Genomic DNA, 18,111 nt, shown 5'->3' with positions numbered 1-18,111 from the left:
GTTAAATCCGGGATGATTTTTTTTTAGAAAATACCTTCCGGGAAAATCCCACTTATAACGCCAGCCGGTAATTTGCTGTGCAAAATCTATTTTTTCAACCTCTGTGTTAGAATCAAAAACATCCAGCCAGTAGATCTCGTGGCCAGAACCCTTTAACTGCTCGGTCCAGTTAAAGAAATGTGGGGCGAATATGGATACCATTAAGATTTTCATAGGTTCTCTATCACTTCTTTCAGATGAGTAGAAGACAAATAGCTCCCAATTTTACTATAATCCATTCTATTTTCATCTTGCTTCCATTTAAGATAAAGATCTTCCAGCAGAATAGCGATATGTTCAGTATCATCAATTTCTGAGTAATAAGGATAATCTTCTCCTAGCAATCGTCTGGCTTCACTTTTAGGAGGTCCCAGTAATAGTATAGGTTTTCCGGCTGCTATACAATGTGGAAATTTTCCGGGTAAAAAAGGACTGAATTCTGCTTTGGCTTCTATGATGATATTTATAGCGGCTTTATCCTGTAACCAGAGTACCTCATTGAACGGGTGACTTTCGCAAAAGACCTCAATTCTCGTCTCATCTTTAGCCTCTTTTTCAAGATATTCCTTATAATGAGGTGCTGGCCCTATATGGATCAGTTTCACTCTTGCATCCGGCTTTTTAGATACAAACTTTTTAAATCCATCGATAAGGCCATTAGGTTGTCTGGCCTGTAAAAAATTCCCGGCATGAAGTACTATGAATTCCGAAGGATCGATCTTCACCTTTTCAGATGGAGTTTTTTCTATTTCTTTGTTCAACTGGTGAGGAATGACGATCCCCTTTTCCAGGTAAGCCTGATAATGGGACCCCATCCATTCCTTGAGGTAAAGAGAAGGAAAAGCAGCATACTTACATTTATTTGCAATTTCCTCCATAAATCGCTGCTTCAATTTATACCCGGGTTCTCTCCAGGTATAGGGTTTTGGATACCAGTGCATGGGATAAGGATCATGAATGTATGCGATCCATTTCGAATGCCATTCAGGTAAATTAAGTAAGGCATGGTGGGGCCTGAAGCTTCCTCCCTGACTTAGCGTAAGGACCCAGTCAGGATCAAAGTTCTTTTCTTTTTTTAGTGCCGTTATTATACTATTCCGGTCATTTTGAAGTGTAAACGAGAAACCCTTCTTCTTCTCAATTTTAGGGTTAATACTAAGTTTAAGGAAATAACGTAAATACCTTTCTGCTCTGCTCAGAAAAAATAAAAGACTTTTTCGGTTTTCAGGGATCGTGACACTTTCTGCTCCTTCAATCTCCACTTCTTTTCTGGAATAATGACATACTTTAACCAGATAACCTGCCTTGATAAGGTTTTTTATTAAAGCCATATTCGCCTTAGCACCACTGCTGTTATCGATATCTGTAGATTCGGCTATTACCAGTATACGTTTCATCAATTACTCCTTAACGCCAAGGTTTTCTATAATGATTTTCACAATTCTCTTGGCTGCTTTACCATCGCCGTAAGGATTATTAAAGGATGCTTTACTTTTGGAAGCCTTTAATAACAATGAAACTTCTTTAATAATTTTTTCCTTGCTGGTTCCAACCAATATAGAAAGACCGGCCTCTACTCCTTCCATCCTCTCCGAAAAATCTCGTGTGACCAGCACTTTTTTTCCAAAGGCAGGAGCCTCCTCCTGAATACCACCTGAGTCTGAGATAATAAATTCACAGTTCTTCAGTAAATATAACATCGTAGGATAGCTAACTGGATTTATCAGGTGAATATTCTCAATATTTTCTAACTTTTTATAAACATGATTTTTCACATATGGATTAAGATGCACGGGATAAATAATATCTATTTTTTCAGTTTTTGTTATTTGAATTAGAGCTTCACAAATTAGCTCAAAACCTTTTCCAAAACTTTCTCTCCGGTGTCCTGTCACCAAAATAAACCTCTTTGGAAGAATACCTGTTTCAGAAATAATTTCTGATTCATCAATATTCTGAAGTTTTAAAATTCCTAAACTTACCGCATCTACAATAGTATTGCCTGTCATATAAATATCATTTTTAGGAATATTCTCCAGTAAAAGATTATCTCTGGCTTTTATAGTGGGAGCAAAATGATAATCGGTGAGTCTTGCCGTAATCTGCCTATTTATTTCCTCAGGAAAAGGAGAAAGGGAATTAAAGGTTCGAAGTCCCGCCTCTACATGAGCAACCTTAATTTTCCTGTGAAAAGCTGCCCATGCTGCCATCACTGAAGTGGTTGTATCTCCATGGACTATTAGCAAATCCGGCTTAACTTTTGAGAGAACGTTATCTATGGAAATTAGTATTTTGCCGCTGAGTGTATTTAATGACTGATCTGCTCTCATAAGATCCAGATCATAATCGGGAACTATTTCAAAAAACTTAAGGACCTGATCCAGCATTTCGCGATGTTGCGCAGTCACACAAACTTTGCAATCTAATTGCTGTCTTTTAAGCTCATAAATGAGAGGGGCCATTTTTATGGCTTCAGGCCTTGTACCGAAACAAACTAATATTTTCAAGATGCTGCAATTCTGGATTTAATTCGAAAGAGAGGTTTAATAACAGGGTAAAAATAAAAACCTAATTTAAACTTAACTTTTTTCAGTACACCTGGATTTGTATATTTAAAAAGTTCATTTACAATTCCATAATCTTTCAGCTGAAAGCCTTTACGTATAAAAAATTTCTCTAAATCAACCCCTAAAGCCTGATAGTCATAAAGGTTTTTAATCATGACCTTGGAAGCATCAATCATAGAGTCTACTTCTCTTTCTTTTCCTTTATTAAAATTACCGGTATTAGACGCAGTATGCTTTCTGTTAAAATATAGCATTTCCGAGATACTGATTCCCTGATATCCTTTTAATAAAATACGCCCATAGCATTCCCATTCTTCAGCATAATGAAGCTCTTCATTAAACCTGACGTCTTCAAAACATTTTCTTTTAAACATAACAGTACAGGAAGCCATAGGTTTAGCTCCAGTAATGAAACCGGTTAGGTCTTTTATAGTATAGTCTGTAACAGTAATTTCAGACTTATCTATTTTTTGAAAACTTGGTTCTCTCTGATAAAATGGTGTTTTTTGATAATTACAAAAATCTTTTCCGGTCCTTTTTAGAAAACACAAACAGGTTTCCAGATTTTCAGGGTGTACGAGATCATCATCATCAAAAAAAATAATATAGTCACCTTTTGCTAAATCTAGCCCCATATTACGGGATCCAGAGAGGCCTTTTTTAAAATTATGTTTTCTTTTATAATATTTAAACCTGGAGTCTTTATTTTGCCATTTGTGAAGAATCTCTGGAGTCCTATCAGTACTTCCGTCATCAACAATAATACATTCCCAGTCATTTTGACTTTGCTTTTTAATGCAGGCCAACATATTCTCGATAAGATGTGATCGGTTAAAGGTGGCAATAATGATAGAAATTAAAGGCATTTAACTTAATGGTTTAATTTTTCTTCATTTTACGAAAAGGTGCCAGTAGAAAATTCCCGATCCGGTAATCTAAAGAATCTTCCCTTTTCTTTTTTTCATAATCTGAATGCTCTAGTCGTTTAAATAAATGATCTATCAACTCCTTAAAATGATTTCGGTAAAGCTCCGGATGTTTTAATATAATATACCTGAATTTTTCAGCCTTTATATGCTTAATCTGACTTGTAGTTGAATTAGTTCTTAATCTGTAATGAAATAGGACATCCTTCAACACTTTTGCGTATCCACCGTTTAAAAGTATTCTAAGATAAAATTCCCAATCTTCAAATCCCCAGATCTCTCTATTTTCGTCATAACCTCCGCATTTAAGCCAGTCTGTTTTTCTAAACATGGCACTACCCATAGCACTATTAGAAAACAGAAAATTTTCAAGACTTCCTCCCTGTGGCTTAAAAATATCTATAGTCCCATTTTCATTAAACCTCCTTGAATAACAGGTGACAATTTTAATATCTATATTACCTTCCATTAATTCCACGGCTCTTGAACAAAATGAAGGTTCAAAATAATCGTCACTATCCCAGTTAAGAATATATTCACCTGAGCTTTGCTTTATTCCATTATTCCTAGCTACGCTTTGCCCACTATTCTGTTGTGATAAAATGGTATCAGTGTGCTCCATAAGCCTTTCAATAAGCGACGTAGTTTCCTTATTGCTTCCATCATTAACCAAAATTATTTCTTTATTTTTATAATCCTGCTTGTATGCCATTTCTACTGCTTTTTCAACAAACAGATCATTATAGCAGGCGATTATAATCGAAACCTTAGGTATATTTATTTCCTGATTTCCCTCTTTCATATTGCTGAAGACTTATCCATTCTCCCTGGATGAATATTTTATCAAGTTTTCTATTGGTAACGATGTTTACTATCGCTTGAGGTGAAAGATACGAGTTATAATATAATTTTATATTTTCTCGATATTCTGTTAGTCTGTCTTCATTTAAATAAAACAGGATTTTAATTTTTCCATCTAGTTCTTCTAAGTTTTTAAAGAAAACAGCATTTACTCCATCCTCAAGGGATGGATAGAGATATTTTGCATAAGTATCCTGAATAACGGGAATACAACCAGATGCCATGGCTTCTGTAAGGTTATGTGAGTTAGGAACAAGAATCCCTGGAAGCGCTAAAAAAAAAAACTACTTAAAACTTCTTTCAATTTATTTCCAGAAATACCAAAATTTTCAGATGTATTGATCAGAACTATTTTATTATCAAGGTTTCCATTTATAAAGGACTGTAACTTGTCTATATTCTGGATAGGTATATACCTATCATCATTTTTTAAATAATTAAAAACACGCAATCTACTTAGCACATTAAAAAACCGGGATTTTTCTATTTGACCATACTCTTTTTTATCCACATCCCCGGCCATAAATAGGCTTCTTTTTCTATTTTCGTTATTTTTAAATATAAAATTATCTTTCATCCGGTATCTAACCGGATATTCGCACATGGGTACGTGAAAACAATTTTCTTGAAATCTATCATTGAAAAAAGAAGTGTAATAATCATTACTTAATTGCGCATCAATAAATATTGCCTTTGAATCTTTCGGCTTTCCAAACCTAATCCATCACTCATTTAAAAGCCATTTTTTAAAAAGAGCTTCACCCGTTTTCCCCTTGCTTAACTCAAGAATAATTTTTTTATCCTTTGGAATATAAACAGTATAATCCTGGAGATCAAAGAGCTTTAAGAACCCATGTAAATATCTATTTGGATAAACTTCAGAAACATCAAAGAATATCTTATGTTCTTTCGGTTTATTTAGGCCGACCTTAAACAAATCATTTGATATTTTATATCAAAAAGTAAATCTTTTATCGTTTCTTTTAATACCCTATTAATCTTCACGATACCAGGTTTTCAAAAATTTGATCCAGTTTTTTTGATAGTACAGAAGGGCTAAACTCTTCTAGCATACTATCATTAGGATAATAACCAGACTCCTGCAATTTCCGTCCTTCTTCTATTGCTTTTACAACATCATCAATAGAATCAGGATTAAAGATTGGCATTCCCATATTTATTAAATGCTCTTCAATATTTCCGGTTGCCGGTCCAACCACTATTTTTTTGAAGGTATAAGCCAGAAAAACATTTCCGGAATTCCATATATTGATACGGGGAACAAAAATTATATCGGCTGCTGAAATCCGTAAGGCAAATTCATCTCTTGCAAGCTGACCATAATTAAATAAATAAGAAGGGGGCTGATATTTTTCAATAAATTGTGTTGCCCTGTATTTTTTTATATCAAATATTTTTTTGAGCCTGATTCTTCCTGGAAAGTGTATTTCAGAATCCTTTCGCATATTAGTAGCTATAAGAACTTTATCTTTTTCAGGTAAAAATTTGAAACTATTAAGCACCAATTTTCGCTCTTTTCTGTTCCTGATTTTCCCGGGAACCGTTACGACAAAAGCGTTTTGGGAAATCTTTAATAACCTTCTCGCTATCGGTTTTTTATACGGCTCAAATGAATTTTGATATAAAGGATGGTTGACAATTTTATGCTGAGCTTTGGGATATTTTTTCTCGTATAAATTTTTACTATAACTCCCAAGATGTATATACAAGTCGGTATTTTCTTCTATTAAAGCAAAAAGCCTTTGAAAATTTGGAGTCATTTTTTTATGCCTTACTTCATCATGCTTTGTGTAAACAATAAAAGAATTTTTCTTCCAATTTTTTATATTTTCTTCAAGTTCCCTGAGATTTTCTGATGTAGGCTCATACCACTCAAAAAGAGCTTCGGGCCAATGAATATTTACTATTTTAAAAGTTGTATCATAATTCCTGAAATTATCATATACATAAGTATGCTTAGAATGAATTATTAGTTCATCCAGGTAGGGATTCTGATCTTTTTTAAATGGTAAAAGTATTTTCACGAATAAAATTCAGCTTTAAAAATACCTGCAATTAAACCCTTAATACGAGATTTAAAATACGGCTTAAAATAATTCCCTCTTACTCTTCCTAGTATTTCATTGAAAATATCAGTTATTTCAGAATTTCTAACGCTATTATAATTCAGATTATATTTCTTACAGAAAAGAAGCTTGTTGCGATTATAATAATAATTAAAGACCTTTCCTTTCTTACTGGTATGATTATAGGCGTTCACAGTCGTATTAACAACCAGCTTCCAACCCCTTCTTTTTGCATTGAAACACCAATCTGTCTCCTCGAAATAAAGAAAATATTCTTCCGGTAAATAACCTAGTTCTTTAATTCCTGCGACACTAAGTAAAACACAACTACCATCTATATAATCAATGTCATAACTAACCTCAGCCAAGCATTCCTTCTTTAAATAATTATGATTTTTATGAGAAGTTTTACAACCTTCATTGATATTCAATTTTTCGCCATCGCTAAAAATATAATCAGGATTTTCTCTTTTTAGAATTCTAACTCCCGAAGCTGCTGTTTGAGGCCATTTTTCTATTGCTTTAACCATACCCTTTAGGGTATTTTCTTCAATCCGTATATCAGGATTCAATATCCAGATATAATCAGCCTCTTCTTGTAATGCTTTTTTGATCCCAATATTATTAGCGGCTGCATAGCCTAAATTGGCATTGTTGAAAATAAGATTTCCTATAGGTATTTGCTCCTTAAGTTTTTGTTGGTCAGCATTACACGAGGCATTGTCAATGATTAATACATGTAAATCAAATCCCTTTACTAATTTTAGATTTTCAAATAATTCCAGGCATTCATCAACTGTATTATAATTAACAATAAGCGCCCAAACCGAAATGCTATTTATCTTTTCCATCATTACCAGTCACTTTCAGCATAGTAATGAGACCATACTTTAAAGGTTTCCTTTTTTATTTTTTCAATATCCTTGCTAGAAAGCATACTTTTCCAGCGAAAAATATTTCTTCGGGAATTTCTCTTAAGTGGTTCCAAGTTGGATGCTTCAGTACTTTCAATTATTTCATTTTTTATTTCAAGACCAAAAGGAATGTCAAGCTTATTAAACATAAGCTTAAATTCCTCCACGGGTCTTCGAGAAATATCTTCATGTTTTATAAAAATCCATTTCCCCTTAAATTCTTTCCTATACTCAATAACCCGAGAATATATGATATTCCATAATAATATTCCCTGTGACACAATTCCAGGAGGAGTTTCAGAAAATTCACGAATTTTTTCCTGAAAAGGATAGAGCTTTTCCTTCATTAGTTTCTCCTGCTCCAAAAGCTGGTTAAAATCAAAATCCCAGTCCTTTTCTTTTATACTTGCGACAAAAGCAGCAGGATGTCTTATACATACTATCACATCACAATCAACTTTATTATAAAGCCAGGGAGCCGACATTATTGCAATAGGATCTTTTAAAAGCGGCCTTCCAAATAAATTACCCTTCGGATCGTCACTGGTAAACAATTTATTTACATCCCCCTTAATCAGGTTTTTAAAAATACTTTTTAATGAAGGTCTATACATAGATTGTAAGTAATTCAAAACCTCTTGCTCTGTTTGGGCACTGGTGCTTAAAGAATAATATTCAAACCAGTGCTCTATTGGAGATTCCTTTCCCTTGTAATGAATATTGAACGGCTCATGTATATATTGAACGCTATTCGATTCACTAATCATTCTACCAACCCAGGTTGTACCCGAGCGATGTATCCCGGTTACCAGAATTGGTTTACCCACTTTTATTTTTTTGAATCGTTTTATTAAAATATCTATATAATCTTGCGACAAAAGGATAGTATTTATCAAGAAGCTGAAGTCTTGATGAAACATTGAGATACCAAAAATAGTTTTTCAGTAATAATTGATCATATAATTCAAAATCCCTTCCATGTTTTCCTTCATTCCTTACACTCTCCTGCTGTTCATGTAAGCGAAAACCATAGAGACTATCAGGCAGTATAATAATTTTCCCTTTCTTTAAGACTCTATTATAAAATTCAACATCAAGTATTTGCACCATATCCTCCCTGAAATAGCCTGTTTTTTTTATCAAATCCTTTCGGAAAAAAATACCTGAAGGTTCTGCAATTTTATTTACAGGATGACTCCTAAATGCTTTTGAGCAGAAAAAACTCTTATCTAAAAGAATTTTTCCTCCTTTTTTGTTTTCAATTTTCTCCTGGAGATTCCCATATTCCTCGATCCAATTGGAATACTTCTGCCTTTTATCCTCATTGAATATTAAAAATCGCTTACTCGCTATTAAAGCAATTTCTTCCTGCCCCGATAATTCAGTTATCATTTTCTCTATGCACAAAGGAGACAGAACATCATCCTGGAAAAGGAATTTTATATATTCCCCATTGGCCTTTTTAAGGCAATTATTCCAGTTTGCACCAATACCTGCCGGCTCATGGTCATATATGTAAACAGGAAAATCAACTTCTTCACTAAATTTCCTGAGGATCGCGGGAGTATCATCAGCAGATTGATCATCACTGCAAATCAATTCCAGGGGCCTGTAAGTTTGTGCCTTAACGGAGTCCAGAGCTTCCTTAAGATGTGTTTCACCGTTAAGGGTAGGCAGGCATACCGAAACCAGTTTGCTTTTTTCAATCATTATTGTGATAGATTTTAGAGCTTAACCTCCCAGATTCGTCTACTTTCCATGAACTTGACTCATTTGCAGTTTGCATATAAAACTGCTGTTCTTTTGTTAGCCTGGTGGGGTCAATAATCCAGCCACCATGAATCGCAGTATATGGAGGTTTTGTTCTCACCGCATTCATAAAAGGCATATTGGTCCAGTTAAGATTCTTCGGGCGGTAAAGGGCAAATGTGGTATCTATATCGGCATAAAAATTCCCATCTTCTGTTTGTTTCTTCCAGTATTTACTTTCCCAGTTCAGGATATTATTCCTGTAGGTATTGGTATCGGGAATGATCGAAGTATCCAGGCTAAAGCCTACTTTGTTTACCCGCCGGTGTTTATTAATTAATTGTAGAAAATATAACATAAAATCGGCTGGACATTCTTTTACTGGGACTATATCAGCATCGGTCACTGCATAGAACCCCCGGGTGTAATTACTAAAGAGTTCTGGTTGGTCCCAGACTACCAAATGTCCATAATTTTTTTCAAGCCTAAGGACCTTCACATCTTTAGAAATGGAATCCAGATATTCCAATAAAGGCTCATAGGTGGAAGCATTATCAGCGATTACAATATTTGTATATCCTTTCTCCAGCAAAAAATCTATCAGTTTTTTCAGGTAATTTAACTGGTTGAAACTAATGATGATCACCGGTATTTTTTTGGGATCCTTCATTTGTTTTCTTACCGGACTATGTAAGCGCTTTAACAAAGCCATCTGTATCCGATAGCGAAGATTGAAGAAAAAGTAATCTCTCCTGATCTTATGCTTAAAGAAATAGATTATTTTCTCTGTTAGAGTCATGACTACTCTTTGGAGCTACTAAGTTAAAAGAAAATTTACGGGCAATCATCTTTTATAAAAGGCTTCTTTTTACAAATTTCTTAAAGTTCCTGTACCTGAAATGCTCCAGGTGTAATCTGAAAAGAAACAGCCATTCTTTAAAATTGAAAACCTTTCCATTTTTCAATAGTTCTTCATAGGCATTAATAAGCCCATATTTCCTATCGGTATCAAACTCTTCAAGCCATGAACTTAGAATGTAGTTATAGAAATTATGTGTAGCCTCAAACTTTTCATGGAGATTATCTTTTTTCGAAGAAATATTTTCAGAAGAATTCCGAATGTAAATTACTGCATCATTGATGGTATGGATCGGTTCTGAACCTGCAAATTCCAGCCATGCGCGATCATCAGAATGCCATCCCAGAGGATAAGGATAAAAGCCTTTTTTCTCATATACCTCTCGCTTAAAAATATATTCTGATAGCGAACTACGGGTAAAACCTTTAAATTTTCTAAAAAAAGCGTCGGTTGCTTTTTCCTGTGCAGGATGCTTAAAAACTTCTGTAGTAATTTTGGAGTTTTCATCGATCATCGCTGAAGCAAAACGAAATAGGTTTGGTGACTTTTTTAAATTATCAAGATGTTTATAAAAAGTTGCTACCACATTTTCACCTAAAATATCATCATCCCCCAGTACCATAAGATATTCTTCTTTTTCACTTAATGAGATGCACCTGTCCCAATGGGCGGTAAGAGAATTTTTTCCAATATTTTGATCAAATCGGTGATAATGTATATTGAATTTCGAGGAGAATTCTTCAATAAGACGTGAGGGAACTTCGGGAGAGGCATCATCACCAATATACACCTGAAAATTTTTATTGGTTTGTGCAGCCAGCGAAGCCAGGGTTTCTTCAAAGAACTTACGTTTATAATATGGAATTATTACCGAAAGCAAATTCTAAATTTTATCAAAATCTCTCCAATCTCTTAAATCTAAATATGTTCTAGAATTTGATTCCAAATCTGAATAATTAAGTTTGTTAACTTCAGAAAATAAATCCTCATCTATTTTTAAAGGCTTTAAAATATTTTGTTTTAGCCTAATAATCCCTAAGCCATAATCTGTATTTAATACAAACACTTCCAGTTTTATATTCTTTAATCTCCTCAAATAGACAATAGCTTTCCAAGTATCTCCACACCATTCACCGGTCCATCCTTCAATACTGTCTTTTTTCTTTTCAGCATCTTCAGCATCGTTAGCCACTAAAGCAGAAGCCTTATGAGGAGGATAGCAATCATGTACAACAATAACTCCGCTAGAATCTAAGTAAGCAAGAGAGTTTAAACAATCTTCTAATGTTGCTCTAAAAGTATGCAGGCCATCAATCAAAACAATATCAAAAGGACTTATCTTCTTTATAAATTTTTTTTCATGGAAAAAAAAATCATCACTTCTTAGGTTAAAGTAGTTATTGAAAAGGTTATACGGGTTTTTAAACCACCATTTTCTTTTTTCTTTATTGTCAATTTTCAAATATGGGTCAACACCAATTTTCTTTTTGCATTTGATAGGAAAGAAAGACTTTCCTTTTTGTACACCAATTTCTAGATAGGTTGAAAAGTTATATTTATTTATTAAATAATTTATTAGACTTATTCGATCCACTGTTTCATTATTTACGGTAATCAATACCTGTTAAACTAAATAACTCTTCATTAGATTCTTTATAAAAATTGTTGAGTATTTTTACTGATTGGTCTTCTTTATTAGGTGGATAATTACCTTTAAAAATTTTTGTATCCTTGAATCGGCTCCAATCATAATCTGGTATACCTAGAAAATTTGAAATTTCTTCTAATTCATTAATTGTGTTATTATTTAATTCTTCGTTTTTTACAACATGAAAATTGTCTTTAAATTGATTTTTAAAAACTTCGATACCCTTGCTATATTTACCTTTTGAAAGAATTTCTCCTTCAATAGCTGTTCCCTTTTCTATTGCTTCTATTTCATTTTTAATGAAGTTAATAAAAGAATTAAAATCATCATCCTTTCTAGAAATTGCTTGAGGATAATGGCCTGTTCTATTCTCCATCCATTTGTACCACCAATCCACCATACCACTTTCATACCTTTCTTTATACATATTCCAAGCACTATAGGCTCTATCAACGGGATCCCTTAAAATCGCAATTATCTTTACTTTTTTATTATACCTATAAATTCTTTTTGCCGTAAGTTCGACATCATTATCAGTCAAGTATGTTGGAGAGGCTTCTATTAACTTGTAACCACTAATTCTTTTGTAAAGACCAATGTTAGGGAATTTAGAATGATAATTTTTAATTCCTTTAGAAAACCTTTCTTCATAATTAAAGAAATCTAATTCCTTTGGTTCAGAACCAAAAATTTTAGGATGACTTGTAAGAAATTTAAATAATGCAGTTGTTCCACATTTTTGTCCACCTATGATGATAAAATCAACCTTCATTAAATTTTAATTAAACTTATTTACAAATGTAGAAGAAAGGAGAAAGGGCTGCCAAATATCATCTCTATGCTTTACTTGGAAATTTAATACGGAATTAATTCTTAGAATTGGTTTCTTATAATAATCCTTATAAACTATTAGATTAATAGAATAAATGCCTTTAGATAGCTGTAATTTTTTATGTGTTACCTTAAATTCAAAATAACCATCCGATGAAACAGTAAGATCAGTTTTTTTATTTAATTCTAAACTAGCTACAGGTCTTTGCTCTTTATCAAATATTATAATGCAAATATGGGGTTGTAAAATTTTCTTTAAAGCCTGAAACTTCAAAATTAATTGCAAATCATCTCCCCAATTTAGTTGAGGTAAATTATTTTTTTCTTCTGTATTTATGTAAATGCTAATTAATTTTAAAAAGCCTTCATCCATTAAAACATTTGAAAAATTATTTATAAAACCTGAATAATATTTATCAATTCCTTTTGCAACATCATTCCTAAAATATTGCATTTCTCCTTTATTTAATAAAATAAGTTTATTACAAATTCTAGATACCATAGGCATGTTATGGGATACAAATATTATGGCTGTATGAGGTAAGATATCATCTATTGTTTTAAAACATTTAAGTACAAACCCCATATCACCAACAGCAAGGACCTCATCAATAAGTAAAACATCAGGCTGAATTTGAGCAGCCACTGCAAAACCCAGGCGTACTTTCATCCCGCTGCTATAATGCTGTACCGGCATATCGATAAACTCCCGTATTTCAGCAAAATCGATGATCTCATCCAGCTTATTATCTATTTCTTCCCGCGTAAATCCCAGTATCGCGCCATTATTATAGATGTTTTCCCGGCCGGTGAGTATAGGGTTAAAACCTGCTCCCAGTTCTATAAGGGCTCCTACCCTTCCCTTAATAGTGACTTTACCCGCATCGGGTTTAATTAAACCGTTCAGTATTTTTAACAGCGTAGATTTTCCCGCCCCATTATGACCTATTAGACCCAGGCACTCACCTCTCTTCAACTCAAAATTAATATCCTGTAATGCCCAGAATTCTTTATCTCGTAATGTGCGTTCGTTCTTATTACCCATAAAATTGGTAAAAAGGTCCTGCACACCATACCACAAACCAGTTCGCAGGTCTTTACAAAACTTCTTCGAGAGGCCTTCTACTTTTACCAGGACTTCTTTATCGCTCATAGGTTGTTCGTTAATGTTCTACCAGTATGGGAATAGATATGCGATAGGCAAGTAACGCAATAAAAAACAAAGGGATAGAAAGGAGTACCACGAATAAATAATATCCAGGAAACTCAGGTGTAGCTCCCACTAACAGGTCACGGGTTGTAAGTAATATCGGGGTGAAAGGATTCCATTCCATTACGGTCTTCATTATACCACTTTTTGGGATTGCATAGACCACCGGGGTAACATACATCAAAAAACTAAACCCCATACTTATAAGTTTTCCCACATCGGTATAAAGCATTCCCAGCGGAGTTATAAATAAACCTATCATAGTCCCAATCATGACCGCAGCTAAAATAGCAAAAGGTAAGAGGAGTAAACTCCAGTGAAAGCCCACTCCAAACAGAAAAATAAAGATCACTAATAAAATGATCTTCACCATACTGTTGAAAAGCAACTTGTATATACCCGAAATGACCAGGGCTTCTTTGGGAAAATTGATTTTACTCAATAAGCCTTTTGCTGAATTGGTGCTACTTGTTGGGGCATTGATAGATTCGGTGATGATGGACCATAGCAAGGTACCTGAAAAGGCATAAAGTGGATATGGCATTCCGGTATCGGTTAATTTTATAGTACCCGAAAGATTCAGGAAAATCCATACAGTGGCAGTAGCAAGGGGGGTTAAAAAAGCCCATAAAATACCCAGATATGACTGCCTGTACTGGGCCTTAATATCCCTCTCTGCCAGCTGTTTTGATAAAAATCGGGATCTCCAGATATCCCTGATACTATCCCGAAGTAATCTTAGAGGATTTCTGTTTGTTTCTTTTTGATATACCCTGGTTTCAAGTTCCATAAGCGTTTTGCTCATTATTTTATCTTCATTTAAGCCCGGGAAATTTTTTATTCTCAAGGCTGCCATCATCATTCAACTTCCATGATCCTGAATTATTGGATGTCTTTAAATAATACTCCTGCTCAGAAGTAAGTTTTTTCGGATCTATATACCATCCCCCATGATGGGCAAGATAAGGAAAAGTAGTTCTTATCCCGCTAAAATAAGGAACAGGTAAAAAATTAAAACTTTTAGGCCTGTACAGAGCAAAAGTAGTATCAATTTCAGCATAATAACCCTCAGCAGTTTTTTTATCTTTATCCCAGAACTTACTCTGCCTTTTTAAAATATTATGTTTTTGAGGGTTACTATCCGGAATATCGTCGATTTTTAAACCAAACCCCACTTTTCTCACCTTGGAATTTTGATCAAGAATATCCTTAAAAAATTTTAGAAAATCAGGTGGGCATTCTTTTATAGGTACAACATCAGAATCGGTAATCACATAATAGCCTTTTAAATATTTATCAAAAAGATCTTTTCTTTTAAATACTACATTATGACCATAATTTTCAGGCAGGCGATATACAGTGATTCTGTGCTCAATCGAGGCAAGATACTCTCGCAAGGGTTTGTAGGTAGAATTGTTATCGATTATTATTATGTTTCTATAGTCATGCTTATCTAAAAAATCGATAAGCCCTTTCAAATAATGTAATTGATTGAATGAGATAATGAGTATAGGGATTCTTCTAAAGTCTTTATACTGATCTTTGATTAAAGTATTAAACCTTCTGTAAAAATTGAGATGAAGCCTGAATTTAATTTTAATCCAATTCTCAAGAATCTTTTTTTTTATTGTAATAAAACTCATTATTTATTTTCTACAATTATCTTATAAAGATCAGGACATACCTTCTCAGGAATAAAATCGCGAAAAGCAGCTGCGTTATAATTACCATGTTTTTGCTTAAGATCAGTGTTTTTATAATACTCTATTACCTTGGTGGCCATGGCTTCAATAGAAAGATAGGGTACAGAGAAACCACCTTTGTTTTTCGTAATTTCATTAATTCCAGTTGCATTTTTAAAGGATAATATAGGTTTTCCCAACATCCCAGCTTCAATAGCTGCCAAAGGGAAAGGGTCCTCCCTAGATGTAAGTAGAAAGACATCAAGTTCCGAAAATAAATTTTCAGGATCTGTCACTAATCCTGTAAATCTAATATTATTTTTAATACCCATTTTTTCCAGGTCACCTTCAAGTACAGTTTTTTCTTGTTCCGGAATTTTTCCTATCCAGATAAATTCAATTTCATATTCCGAAAAATATTCATTGATATACCTTACCACCTGTAGAAAAATATCTCCTCCTTTTCGCCAATGGAAGGTGCCACATGCCCCAACTTGAAACTTTTTCACTGTATTAGCTGATGTAACCGATAGAGCCCTCGTAAATTCATAAACTACTGATATTCGATTTTGAGGTATCCTATAAACTTCCCTGATACTCTTGCTTACTAAACGAGAAGGACAGACAAAATGATCAATTTTTTTTGAAAGAATCTCAAATTGAGGACAAAGTAATTTTATAGTTGTAGGTAATTCATGAATATGAACAATAAATCTAGCATTAGGTTGCTTATTATGAATTAGAACTCCAAGTTCCAAAGCCGAAACGGTATTTGCATAAATTAAATCATAGGAATTTTGATTTAGTTTTTTCAAAAAATCCTTTGGATATCTGTTTATTGGAAATCTAGTCTTTTTAAACTTATCCCTGAGGCGGTCGAACATTTTCTTTCCAGGCAAACGAACAAAATAATCTGTAGTCTCCTGAAAGTCTTCTTCCAAATCGCCACCTCTTAAAGCTGTTAGATGTATTTCTACTTCTTTATTTTTTGATAGCCATTGCAAAAATAGAAGCAATACCAAAGGGGCTCCCGTTCGAGAAGCATCTGGAGTTATGAACAGAATTTTTTTCATTGGTATGAAGATAATGAATTAAGCCTGTTATAAATTTTCAATACATCTTTAGGAACATCGATATTGGTATTGGTGGTCCTTGAAATTTTTCTTTCTGCAAAATCCTTTTCTAAGCTTGTATTTGCGAATCTTCCAAGCCTTTCCAGGCCTTGACTTTCAAAAATTTCATTGTAATGAATGAACAGCCATTTTTGTTTTTCTGTTTCTTTACCATAATTCTTCAGTATGTGAGTATACATAGCTTTCCAGATGTTAAGGGCTCTTGAAATTGACATCTTTAATTTTCTTAAAGGTGGACTCTCACTACATTCTCTACAGATACTTACTGCTGTTTTATCGGGCTCCCGGTAAACCACTATAAATTTGGTAGTAGGCGGCAGACTATTTTTCCAAATGGGAAGAGTATAACTGAAGCGCGGATCTTTAAAGCAAAATGGTTCATTTTGAACCAGTTTTTCTATTCTTTCCTGGATATCTGGAGTTGTTCTAAATTGAATTGAAACCGGAATTTTTGCAAGCCATCGCGCACGGTAAAAAGTATGGGAAGGAAATAATTTCCTCCTTATTGGCTCTGGAAAATTTATGAGTCGGCTTGCAAGAATATCTTCATTGATAGTATTTACCTCCAGATCTTCAAAAAAGCCTTTTGGGTTAGCTTTGTTCTTTTTTAAATAATCAGCTTGATCACCAAAGAAGAAATTACCGTTATTAAAAAGTCCGGTAATCATGCTGGTGCCACTTCTACCAGAACCTAAAATAATAAGATTTGGAGTTTCTTTAAGCATTTTTAAAACCTCTTTTTAGGGAATATAGATAAGCCTTTAAAAGATTTTTCTTACTCATTTTAAAAAAAAGATCTGCAAAAATTAAAAAGGAAGATAGATGTCGGTTTTCAATATTATAACTGGCCATCAGTCCTTTCTTATAGTTTACCATACTTTTTCGGAGTTCCTTCTTTCGGTTTTGAAAATGAAGATCTGCTTTAAGATTTCTTAAAATATAAAGATTTATTTCTCCCATTTTAAACCTTGATTCCCTAAGCTTCGCTGAAGTCCCAAAGTCTTTACGATATACAGCTGTCACCTCGTTTATAAACTTGACTTTACCTCCATCTTTTAGTATCCATAGGTAAGTAGGCCAATCGCCAAAAGGAAGACCTTTTATCCATTCTTTCATAGATTCCGGCAAAGGTTGGTTACGAAAGATTACGGTAACCGAAGCTACGTAATTACCATGAACTATATCTACAAAAGAAGATACCTCCGGGATTTTGTTAGTGTCCCTAATGTCTATCTTCCCGGAAGGATAAAGATTTTCATTATTTGTAAATACAATATCGAAACCCGGATTGTTTTCAAGGAAATCTACCTGTTTCTGAAGTTTTAAGGGATCAGTCCAATAGTCATCTCCGTCACATATTGCAACATATTTATGCCCACAGGCACTTAATGTCTTTACATAATTTGCGCCCAGCCCTAGATTTTTTTCATTAAGGATTAATTTTATTTTGTCTGGAAATTTCTTCTCATAATCCATACATATTTCCCGGGTTCCATCAGTACTGTAATCTTCACCGATAACCAGAGTTACAGGAAAATTAGTTTCCTGCATTAAAACCCCATCTATCGCCTGGGCAATAAAATCTTTCTGGTTATATGTAAGCAT

20 protein-coding genes are annotated in these 18,111 nt (G+C 33.8%); all 20 read right to left on the bottom strand.

Translation table 11 applies throughout. The annotated features are described in order from the left end of the window. Positions 1–209: 209 nt before the first annotated feature. Entirely contained in the window at positions 210–1,436 is a 1,227-nt protein-coding gene (locus tag GRFL_RS11765) for a glycosyltransferase family protein (protein ID WP_083644808.1), read from the bottom strand. 3 nt (positions 1,437–1,439) lie between these two features. Continuing rightward, complete coding sequence (wecB, locus tag GRFL_RS11760; protein WP_083644807.1) at positions 1,440–2,549, bottom strand: non-hydrolyzing UDP-N-acetylglucosamine 2-epimerase; 1,110 nt, start codon at positions 2,547–2,549, stop codon at positions 1,440–1,442. Continuing rightward, positions 2,543–3,472, bottom strand: a complete 930-nt coding sequence (locus tag GRFL_RS11755; protein ID WP_083644806.1) for a glycosyltransferase family 2 protein — start codon at positions 3,470–3,472, stop codon at positions 2,543–2,545. Before GRFL_RS11755 ends, wecB begins: the two co-directional genes overlap by 7 nt. Positions 3,473–3,485: 13 nt before the next feature. Beyond that, positions 3,486–4,334 carry a glycosyltransferase family 2 protein gene (locus GRFL_RS11750; protein WP_083644805.1) on the bottom strand — a complete coding sequence of 283 codons (849 nt, stop codon included), beginning with the start codon at positions 4,332–4,334 and terminating at the stop codon, positions 3,486–3,488. Continuing rightward, positions 4,300–4,617, bottom strand: coding sequence for a hypothetical protein (locus tag GRFL_RS11745; RefSeq protein ID WP_083644804.1), 318 nt, complete (start codon positions 4,615–4,617; stop codon positions 4,300–4,302). The genes GRFL_RS11750 and GRFL_RS11745 overlap by 35 nt, the downstream gene beginning before the upstream one ends. Before the next feature lie 47 nt (positions 4,618–4,664). Then, complete coding sequence (locus tag GRFL_RS11740; RefSeq protein WP_139839241.1) at positions 4,665–4,970, bottom strand: hypothetical protein; 306 nt, start codon at positions 4,968–4,970, stop codon at positions 4,665–4,667. Between the two features lie 424 nt (positions 4,971–5,394). Then, positions 5,395–6,438: a hypothetical protein gene (locus tag GRFL_RS11730; protein ID WP_083644801.1), complete on the bottom strand. Its 1,044-nt coding sequence runs from the start codon at positions 6,436–6,438 to the stop codon at positions 5,395–5,397. Continuing rightward, positions 6,435–7,334, bottom strand: a complete 900-nt coding sequence (locus GRFL_RS11725; protein ID WP_083644800.1) for a glycosyltransferase family 2 protein — start codon at positions 7,332–7,334, stop codon at positions 6,435–6,437. The genes GRFL_RS11730 and GRFL_RS11725 overlap by 4 nt, the downstream gene beginning before the upstream one ends. Continuing rightward, on the bottom strand, positions 7,334–8,221 hold the full coding sequence (locus GRFL_RS11720; protein ID WP_158091634.1) for a sulfotransferase domain-containing protein: 888 nt from the start codon (positions 8,219–8,221) through the stop codon (positions 7,334–7,336). The genes GRFL_RS11725 and GRFL_RS11720 overlap by 1 nt, the downstream gene beginning before the upstream one ends. After that, positions 8,214–9,104, bottom strand: coding sequence for a glycosyltransferase family 2 protein (locus GRFL_RS11715; protein ID WP_083644798.1), 891 nt, complete (start codon positions 9,102–9,104; stop codon positions 8,214–8,216). Before GRFL_RS11715 ends, GRFL_RS11720 begins: the two co-directional genes overlap by 8 nt. After that, complete coding sequence (locus GRFL_RS11710) at positions 9,097–9,813, bottom strand: glycosyltransferase (protein WP_158091635.1); 717 nt, start codon at positions 9,811–9,813, stop codon at positions 9,097–9,099. Before GRFL_RS11710 ends, GRFL_RS11715 begins: the two co-directional genes overlap by 8 nt. Positions 9,814–9,994: 181 nt before the next feature. Next, entirely contained in the window at positions 9,995–10,882 is an 888-nt protein-coding gene (locus tag GRFL_RS11705; protein WP_083644796.1) for a glycosyltransferase family 2 protein, read from the bottom strand. A 3-nt stretch (positions 10,883–10,885) separates the two neighbouring features. Further along, entirely contained in the window at positions 10,886–11,596 is a 711-nt protein-coding gene (locus GRFL_RS11700; RefSeq protein ID WP_158091636.1) for a class I SAM-dependent methyltransferase, read from the bottom strand. A 7-nt stretch (positions 11,597–11,603) separates the two neighbouring features. Further along, on the bottom strand, positions 11,604–12,422 hold the full coding sequence (locus GRFL_RS11695) for a sulfotransferase domain-containing protein (protein ID WP_083644794.1): 819 nt from the start codon (positions 12,420–12,422) through the stop codon (positions 11,604–11,606). 6 nt (positions 12,423–12,428) lie between these two features. Beyond that, entirely contained in the window at positions 12,429–13,634 is a 1,206-nt protein-coding gene (locus GRFL_RS11690) for an ABC transporter ATP-binding protein (protein WP_083644793.1), read from the bottom strand. A gap of 10 nt (positions 13,635–13,644) precedes the next feature. Continuing rightward, positions 13,645–14,496, bottom strand: a complete 852-nt coding sequence (locus tag GRFL_RS11685) for an ABC transporter permease (RefSeq protein WP_236995796.1) — start codon at positions 14,494–14,496, stop codon at positions 13,645–13,647. Between the two features lie 10 nt (positions 14,497–14,506). Continuing rightward, the gene (locus GRFL_RS11680) at positions 14,507–15,334 is read right to left on the bottom strand and encodes a glycosyltransferase (RefSeq protein ID WP_083644792.1); all 828 of its coding nucleotides are present in this window, start codon (positions 15,332–15,334) and stop codon (positions 14,507–14,509) included. Beyond that, the gene (locus tag GRFL_RS11675) at positions 15,334–16,446 is read right to left on the bottom strand and encodes a glycosyltransferase (protein WP_083644791.1); all 1,113 of its coding nucleotides are present in this window, start codon (positions 16,444–16,446) and stop codon (positions 15,334–15,336) included. Before GRFL_RS11675 ends, GRFL_RS11680 begins: the two co-directional genes overlap by 1 nt. Further along, positions 16,443–17,231, bottom strand: coding sequence for a sulfotransferase domain-containing protein (locus GRFL_RS11670; protein ID WP_083644790.1), 789 nt, complete (start codon positions 17,229–17,231; stop codon positions 16,443–16,445). The genes GRFL_RS11675 and GRFL_RS11670 overlap by 4 nt, the downstream gene beginning before the upstream one ends. Further along, positions 17,224–18,111, bottom strand: a complete 888-nt coding sequence (locus GRFL_RS11665; RefSeq protein WP_206601061.1) for a glycosyltransferase — start codon at positions 18,109–18,111, stop codon at positions 17,224–17,226. The genes GRFL_RS11670 and GRFL_RS11665 overlap by 8 nt, the downstream gene beginning before the upstream one ends.

This window comes from Christiangramia flava JLT2011 (assembly GCF_001951155.1).
GTDB lineage: Bacteria > Bacteroidota > Bacteroidia > Flavobacteriales > Flavobacteriaceae > Christiangramia > Christiangramia flava.
This window is presented reverse-complemented; position numbering and strand designations above follow the sequence as displayed.

What these genes read in the sequence shown, in the direction of transcription:
- GRFL_RS11765 (WP_083644808.1), bottom strand. Translation starts at nt 1,436, where the DNA reads ATGAAACGTATACTGGTAATAGCCGAATCTACAGATATCGATAACAGC.
- GRFL_RS11710 (WP_158091635.1), bottom strand. Translation starts at nt 9,813, where the DNA reads ATGAAGGATCCCAAAAAAATACCGGTGATCATCATTAGTTTCAACCAG.
- GRFL_RS11715 (WP_083644798.1), bottom strand. Translation starts at nt 9,104, where the DNA reads ATGATTGAAAAAAGCAAACTGGTTTCGGTATGCCTGCCTACCCTTAAC.
- GRFL_RS11665 (WP_206601061.1), bottom strand. Translation starts at nt 18,111, where the DNA reads ATGCTTACATATAACCAGAAAGATTTTATTGCCCAGGCGATAGATGGG.
- GRFL_RS11725 (WP_083644800.1), bottom strand. Translation starts at nt 7,334, where the DNA reads ATGATGGAAAAGATAAATAGCATTTCGGTTTGGGCGCTTATTGTTAAT.
- GRFL_RS11695 (WP_083644794.1), bottom strand. Translation starts at nt 12,422, where the DNA reads ATGAAGGTTGATTTTATCATCATAGGTGGACAAAAATGTGGAACAACT.
- GRFL_RS11680 (WP_083644792.1), bottom strand. Translation starts at nt 15,334, where the DNA reads ATGAGTTTTATTACAATAAAAAAAAAGATTCTTGAGAATTGGATTAAA.
- GRFL_RS11670 (WP_083644790.1), bottom strand. Translation starts at nt 17,231, where the DNA reads ATGCTTAAAGAAACTCCAAATCTTATTATTTTAGGTTCTGGTAGAAGT.
- GRFL_RS11685 (WP_236995796.1), bottom strand. Translation starts at nt 14,496, where the DNA reads ATGAGCAAAACGCTTATGGAACTTGAAACCAGGGTATATCAAAAAGAA.
- GRFL_RS11675 (WP_083644791.1), bottom strand. Translation starts at nt 16,446, where the DNA reads ATGAAAAAAATTCTGTTCATAACTCCAGATGCTTCTCGAACGGGAGCC.
- GRFL_RS11740 (WP_139839241.1), bottom strand. Translation starts at nt 4,970, where the DNA reads ATGAAAGATAATTTTATATTTAAAAATAACGAAAATAGAAAAAGAAGC.
- GRFL_RS11750 (WP_083644805.1), bottom strand. Translation starts at nt 4,334, where the DNA reads ATGAAAGAGGGAAATCAGGAAATAAATATACCTAAGGTTTCGATTATA.
- GRFL_RS11745 (WP_083644804.1), bottom strand. Translation starts at nt 4,617, where the DNA reads ATGGCATCTGGTTGTATTCCCGTTATTCAGGATACTTATGCAAAATAT.
- GRFL_RS11690 (WP_083644793.1), bottom strand. Translation starts at nt 13,634, where the DNA reads ATGAGCGATAAAGAAGTCCTGGTAAAAGTAGAAGGCCTCTCGAAGAAG.
- GRFL_RS11755 (WP_083644806.1), bottom strand. Translation starts at nt 3,472, where the DNA reads ATGCCTTTAATTTCTATCATTATTGCCACCTTTAACCGATCACATCTT.